Origin of the sequence: Denitrificimonas caeni, assembly GCF_905120345.1 — a bacterium.
Lineage (GTDB): Bacteria > Pseudomonadota > Gammaproteobacteria > Pseudomonadales > Pseudomonadaceae > Denitrificimonas > Denitrificimonas caeni_A.
The window spans coordinates 1-7,027 of the sequence record NZ_CAJHOA010000015.1; the positions used below are offsets into that span (position 1 = coordinate 1).

General features: G+C 46.6%; 7 protein-coding genes. 1 reads left to right on the forward strand and 6 read right to left on the reverse strand.

Going from position 1 to position 7,027, the window contains the following annotated elements:
• The 6 genes from JYJ62_RS15720 to JYJ62_RS15745 all read right to left on the reverse strand — a co-directional run.
• Positions 1 to 447, reverse strand: a 447-nt coding sequence (locus JYJ62_RS15720; RefSeq protein WP_205343190.1) for a TRAP transporter small permease, incomplete at its 3' end; no start/stop codon positions are given.
• Between the two features lie 101 nt (positions 448 to 548).
• Positions 549 to 1,532 (reverse strand): TRAP transporter substrate-binding protein, encoded by a 984-nt coding sequence (locus JYJ62_RS15725; RefSeq protein WP_205343191.1) that lies wholly within the window; start codon positions 1,530 to 1,532, stop codon positions 549 to 551.
• Positions 1,533 to 1,585: 53 nt separating this feature from the next.
• Positions 1,586 to 2,404 (reverse strand): HpcH/HpaI aldolase/citrate lyase family protein, encoded by an 819-nt coding sequence (locus JYJ62_RS15730; RefSeq protein WP_205343192.1) that lies wholly within the window; start codon positions 2,402 to 2,404, stop codon positions 1,586 to 1,588.
• Between the two features lie 9 nt (positions 2,405 to 2,413).
• Positions 2,414 to 3,619, reverse strand: coding sequence for a CaiB/BaiF CoA transferase family protein (locus tag JYJ62_RS15735; protein ID WP_420042855.1), 1,206 nt, complete (start codon positions 3,617 to 3,619; stop codon positions 2,414 to 2,416).
• Between the two features lie 273 nt (positions 3,620 to 3,892).
• The gene (locus tag JYJ62_RS15740; protein WP_205343196.1) at positions 3,893 to 5,053 is read right to left on the reverse strand and encodes an acyl-CoA dehydrogenase family protein; all 1,161 of its coding nucleotides are present in this window, start codon (positions 5,051 to 5,053) and stop codon (positions 3,893 to 3,895) included.
• 22 nt (positions 5,054 to 5,075) lie between these two features.
• Entirely contained in the window at positions 5,076 to 5,903 is an 828-nt protein-coding gene (locus JYJ62_RS15745) for an FAS1-like dehydratase domain-containing protein (RefSeq protein ID WP_205343194.1), read from the reverse strand.
• Between the two features lie 117 nt (positions 5,904 to 6,020).
• Here JYJ62_RS15745 and JYJ62_RS15750 point away from each other — a divergent pair, with 117 nt between their 5' ends.
• A complete protein-coding gene (locus JYJ62_RS15750) occupies positions 6,021 to 6,920 on the forward strand; it encodes a LysR family transcriptional regulator (protein WP_205343195.1) in 900 nt (299 codons plus the stop codon).
• Positions 6,921 to 7,027 lie beyond the last annotated feature (107 nt).

Below are 7,027 nucleotides of genomic sequence, written 5' to 3' on the forward strand. Positions count from 1 at the left end.
AATCGAAGCCTGCATAAGCGTGCTAATCCACTCAAAACTCGCCACACTTAATAATCCGGCATAGCCTAAGCAGAAGAAGCAGGCGATGATCGCAATGATACGCTGCGTGGAGCGCGAGGCTAACTTAACCAAAGCATCCACACCAATATGCCCACCGATACGCACGCCGTACGCCAAACCAAAGAAAATCAGCCAAGCAAACAGTGCTTTGGTTAAAGCATTACTCCAAGTCATACCTTGCACGATGTCTAAAATCACATCGCCAATACTATAAAAAATCTCAGAGACGCCTTCCGCACTCTCTGCGTAACGCTCACCCACACTATAAAAAAAGGTATAGAGGTTATTCAAAATCACATAAACAAAGGTCACCAGCGTCATCGTCGCCAGCAAGAAAACAATAAAGCCTTCCTCAAAGCGATCCCAAATCAGGCGCACAGCATTCATAAGTATTCTCCCGAAACGGATAGCTAAACTAGGACGCCAGCAGTCAGAGGCAACTACACCGTTACGCAGCACATTCGGCTGCATAACGGCTTGCTTGCTGACTACTGGTTAGACGCTTGTGCTGCCTCAATACGCTCAGCACCAATTTCTTTTTCAAACTTTTTCCAAACCGGTTTGACCTGAGCACGCCATTGCTCACGCTGCTCTTTGGTTAAAGTAATGACTTCGGTTTTACCGCTATCAATAATCGCCTGCTTATCACGCAGATTCAGCTCTTCAGCGTGCAGGTTCACTTCAACAGCCACCTCCTCCATAATCGTGCTCAACTCAGTACGAATATCGGCGGGTAGACCATTCCAGAACGCGGTGTTAGTGATGACCATATAATCAACCAAGCCATGGTTTGACTCAGTCATATAGGATTGCACTTCATAGGCTTTCTGACTGTAGTAGTTGGACCATGTATTCTCAGTGCCATTGACTACGCCAGTTTGCAGACCTTGGTAAACTTCGCCAAAGCTCATTTTACGAGGGTTAGCACGCAGTGCTTTAAACTGCTCATCCAATACCGCAGAAGCTTGTACACGGAACTTTAGACCACGCGCATCTTTCGGGCTGCGTAGTGGTTTATTTGCCGATAACTGCTTCAAACCATTGTGCCAATAACCTAAACCGGTAATGCCTTTATCTTCCATGCTGGTCAACAGTGCTTGCCCAGTAGGGCTTTTTTGAAAGCGATCAACCGCTTCCATATCATCAAATAAGAACGGCAAGTCAAAAATCTGAATGGGTTTAGAGTAATGTTCAAACTTGGCTAAGGAGGGTGCAATCATCTGCACATCGCCCAGCAGCAAAGCATCCATTTCTTTACCGTCACCAAACAAGGAGGAGTTGGCATATACCTCAACTTTAACCCGACCAGGTAGACGCTCTTCGGCTAATTGTTTGAATAACAAGGCGCCTTTGCCTTTAGGCGTGTTATCAGCGACAACATGCGAGAATTTGATGCTAATAACATCAGATGCGAAAGCAGCACTGGTTGCAAACAAGCCAAGCGCGGCCACGAGTATTCGCCAATTTTTCATAAAACCACCTTTTATTTTTGTAATAGTTTGTTTTTTAGTTGTAGTCAGAGCATTTATTTTGCGTAGGCAACTATTCCTCGTGCTTTAGCAATAACTGGTGCATCTATCATTTCTCCATTGAGCATAAACACGCCCTGTTCATGCTCGGCATATAAAGCAAGGACTTCCTCAGCCCATTGAATTTCCTCCGCATCAGGAGAAAACGCTTGATGGACGGGGTTAATTTGCTTGGGATGAATACACAACATGCCACCCATGCCCATATCCGCGGCATATCGCGCCTGCTGCAAGAGACCATCGCTATCCGCAATGCGCGGATAAACCGCATCAATCGGTGCGGCAATACCGGCCAGACGTGACGCCACCAACAATAAACCTCGGACTTGATCACACAGCTGTTGTGCTGCCTCAGTACCCGTGCGAAAGCCTAAATCCAAGGCTAAATCTAAGGCACCAAACGATAATTGCTGGACCCCATCGGCCTGAGCCAACTGGCTGACTTGATCGACCCCTAGAGCAGTTTCAATAATCAATAACAGTGGTTTATTGATCTGCTTAAATAAGGCATTAATGGTTTCTGCCTGCTCTGCTTTAGGCAAAAATATGCCAATCACCTGAGGGTAGCCACAGAGTGCTAAATCCGCTTGATGGTTGGCTGTATCTTGTATGCTGTTAATTCGCAAAAAGATTTGTGCTGAGGGATTTTCGGCAAAATACTCGACTAAATTAGTCCGCGCTTGTCCTTTCGCTGTTTCTTCAACCGCATCCTCTAAATCAACAATCACGCCATCAGCACCACTGGCCAAGGCTTTATTAATGCGCTCTGGCCGAGTCGCCGGTACAAATAAGAAGCTACGTAATACTTTCGACATAACGTTTCCTTAAATCACTTCGTTCTGGGTCAGAGCGGTTATTTGTTCAGCAGTAAAACCAAGCTCTGCTAACAGACTGTTATTGTGCTGGCCAAGATCAGGAACTGGATCCATCCGCGGTTCAAACTCATTGTTACGCGCGGGGGGCAGCAAAGCTGGAATATCACCTGCCGAGGTGTGTACCGTGCGCCACGCATTGCGTTCTTTTAGCTGCGGATGTTGCCAAACCTGCTGCATATCATTGACCTGTGCATTGGCAATACCGGCCAACTCAAGACGCTGCACAACCTCAGCCACGGAATGTTGGGCAAAGCAATCGAGGATAATGTGCTTCAGTGCTTGGCGATTCTCAGAGCGCTGAAAATTACTGGAAAAACGCTCTTGCTCAAGCAAGTGCGGCTGCTGTAAAACCTCAACACAGAATGCGCGCCACTCACGCTCATTCTGCAAGCCAAGCATCACCGTCCCTTCAGTACCCACAGCAAAAGGTCCATACGGATAAATCGTGGCATGTGCAGCACCCGCTCGCGCAGGAGGCGTTTGTTGTTGGTAGGCGTAATACAAGGGATAACCCATCCACTCGACTAAGCTTTCCAGCATAGAAATATCGAGTTTGCTGCCTTTATTGGTTTTCTGGCGCAATTGCAGCGCGGCTAATATGCCACTGTAGGCATACATACCCGCAGCAATATCAGCAATAGAACAACCAGCTTTGGCCATTTCATCTTCGCCACTGCCGCCGGTTACCGATAAAAAACCACCCTCACTTTGAATCAACAAGTCATAGGCTTTTTTCTTCGCGTAACTACCGCCTTCGCCATAGCCGGAGATGTTGCAGACAATCAACTGCGGATATTTCTCATGCAGGTCTTCAAAGCTCAGGCCTAAACGCGAGGCGGCACCTGGTGCTAAGTTCTGCACTAAAATATCGGCTTTCTCGAGCAAAGCGTGTAAAACCGGCTGTGCTTCAGCATGTTTCACATCAAGGGTTAAGCTTTCTTTGGAACGATTGGTCCAGACAAAGTGTGAAGCTAAACCATTCACGCGTTGATCATAGCCACGAGCAAAGTCGCCAACATGCGGGCGTTCAACTTTAATCACGCGCGCACCTAAATCGGCTAATTGTCGGGTACAAAAAGGAGCGGCGATGGCGTGTTCTAAACTCACCACCGTAATACCATCCAATGGGCGTATATTATTATTCTGCATCGTCATACTCCGCTCAAACAGACAGAGACAGGTCGGCGGCTATCGGTTTAAGCACAGCCTTACGTGTTCTGTGTAAGCATTAAAATACTATTGACCACTTCAACTGCCGTCCTACTCTGTACATACCAAGGTGCTTTTTAGAGCGCACAAGGCCATTGCGCGAACCAAAGCGCATTAAGATCGTTCGCGACACTGCGAGACACAGAGTTGGATTTTTGGGTAAAATCCAGAGAGGCTAAAAACAGCACCCCTTCTTTAATTTCACCCAGCACGGTCAGCTTAAAAACTACGTGGCAAGCCCAGTAAGTGCTCGGCAACATAGGACAAGATCAGGTTGGTAGAGATCGGGGCAACCTGATACAGACGTGTTTCTCTGAACTTACGTTCAACGTCATATTCGCAGGCAAAACCAAAACCCCCGTGGGTTTGTAAGCAGGCATTGGCTGCCTCCCAAGAGGCTTTAGCCGCTAGATATTTAGCCATATTGGCGCTGGCACCAGCATTTTTGCCGTTGTCATATTCATCACACGCACGCCAGCGCATCAGATCTGCTGCTTCAATCTCGATATGCGCTTCGGCAATCGGAAACTGTACCCCTTGGTTTTTACCAATAGGACGATCAAACACCACACGCTCATTGGCATAACTGGCTGCTTTTTCCACAAACCAACGGCCATCACCAATACATTCAGCGGCAATCAAAGCGCGCTCAGCGTTTAAACCATCGAGAATATAACGAAAGCCTTTGCCTTCCTCACCAATCAGGTTTTCTGCCGGAATTTCTAAATTATCAAAAAACAACTCGTTGGTTTCATGATTCACCATGTTGCTAATCGGCTGCACAGTTAAACCATTTTTTTGTGCTTCAGCGATATCAACAATGAAAATCGACATGCCATCCGCTTTACGCTTCACTTCGTTGAGTGGTGTGGTGCGCGCTAACAGGATCATTAAGTCAGAATGTTGAACCCGTGAGATCCAAACTTTTTGGCCGTTAATCACATACTTATCGCCTTTACGCACCGCAGTCGTTTTAATCTTAGTGGTGTCAGTGCCGGCGCTTGGCTCGGTGACTGCCATCGACTGTAAACGCAATTTTCCGGCAGCAATTTTCGGTAAGTACTGTTGCTTTTGCTCTTCACTGCCATGACGTAACAAGGTAAACATGTTGTACATCTGGCCATGCACTGTGCCGGAGTTACCGCCACAACGGTTCACTTCCTCAAGAATCACTGAAGCCTCAGCCAAGCCTAGACCCGATCCACCGTATTCTTCAGGGATCATTGCCGCCAACCAGCCAGCATCAGTAAACGCATTCACAAACTTTTCAGGAAAGGCTTTAGCTTCATCAATTTCGCGCCAATATTGGTTGCCAAACTCAGCACACAACGCTTGTACACCTTCACGGATCGCATTCATTTCTTCGCTGTAAGGATTTATCATTTTTGTTCCCTTCAATATACTAATAAAATTCAACTAAGCCTTGCTGCACGAGGCCACTGCTATTACATGCCCAAACTTCGGCATGCTGAGAATCAAGCAAGCTACCTTGTAACTTGAATGCTTCCGGAAGAATTTGTGGACGCAAGCCACGGTATGAAAACGTCTTAACTGTTTTTTCTGGGTTGGCTTTGACACACGCCTGTAACGAATATGTGGCCAGTAAAGGACCATGCACGACAAGGTTTGGATAGCCTTCAACCGCGGTGACATAGGGGTAATCGTAATGAATGCGATGACCGTTAAAGGTGACCGCTGAGTAACGAAACAACAACACTGATGAAGGGATAACCTCGGTACTCCATTCAGCTGCTTTAGCAACTTTTCCTGGCTCGAGTTTCGGTGCTGTCGGCTCGCGATACACCAAGTCACGCTCTTCATGAATGGCCAACTCACCGCCCTGCGAATACTCATAGGTCAGGGTGACAAACAGTAAACTACCGGTACTACCCTGCTTTTCGACAATATGGGTCACGGTGACTTTGCACTGAGTTTTTACGCCGACCAATAACGGCTTAATGAACTCAACACGACCACCCGCCCACATCCGATTTCTATTTTCGGTCGGTGGTAAAAACTCACCCAGTTGTGGATGGCCGTCTCGGCCTAAAGAGTCCGCCGCCATACGCTCTTCAAAAAAAGCCCAATGCCAAAGCAGGGGTAACTCGTCATTTAATTGTGGTGTTGGCTCATTCAGGGTCACGGCAATACGTGCCACATGCTCACCATCAATAATGCTTTCTACTTGCTGAGTATTTCCTAGCCAAGCAGAGAAGTCTTTAGACTGCATTGGATGCTCCTTTTTTTATTTTCTGTTGATGCATAGTTACAATCATCTCGAGTTATGTAAATATCAAGTTAACGTACCCACCGTTAACCTTTGCTTAACTCTACAGGTGATCTAAAAATGCACTTCGACTTCATTGATTTACGTTTATTTTGTAATATCGCAGACACGCAAAATATGACCCATGGTGCTAAAAAATCTTTTATTTCGACGGCTGCGGCCAGCTCAAGAATTAAAAATTTAGAGGAGCAACTCGGTGCGAAACTACTCTACCGCCACACACGAGGGATTGAGCTGACAGCCGTCGGCAATACCTTGCTACAACATGCTCGACTGATTTTAAAACAAGCTAATTATATGAAAAACGACCTATCCCAGATGAATACTGGAATGACGGGACATATTCGTATTTTGGCCAATACCACAGCCGTGACTGATTTCTTACCGAAAATTCTATCTGATTTCTTAGTGATGCATCCAGGGGTAACCATCGATCTCCAAGAACGAGTCCATCGCGATATTATTCGAGCAGTGGTGAATGGCTCAACTGATATAGGTATTTCAGCCGGAGAAGTGCATGAGAAAAATATTGAATCACTGCATTTAAGCACTGATAAATTAGTTCTCGCGACCCCCATAGACCATCCTCTGAGCCAATATCAACAGGTGCTGTTTAATGACCTTTTACCCTTCCACCAGATTTGCTTGCATGATGGCACCAGCCTTGTGCAATTCTTAAAAGAGCAGGCGTTAGAGATGCAACAGCAGCTCAATATTCGTATTCAAATCTCCAGCTTTGATGCCATGTGTCGCATGGTCGAAGCCGGTGTTGGTATTGCCGTGCTGCCTCACTCAGCGGCTTTACGCCAACAGCAAACCTGCAAAATAAAAATCATCAAACTTAATGAGCCATGGGCCATTCGTAAACGCTCGGTACTCGCACGGGAGTTTTCAGCGTTGCCGCAATACTTAAGCAAGCTGGTTAACTTACTGATTGAACGCCAGGCCGCTGAGCATTAAAAAAGCACCCTAAGGTGCTTTTTTAATGACTCGCACGTTACATCCCCAACATGTTCGGCAAGCCCATCGAGATGCTCGGCACATAGGTGATCAGCACCAAGAAGCCC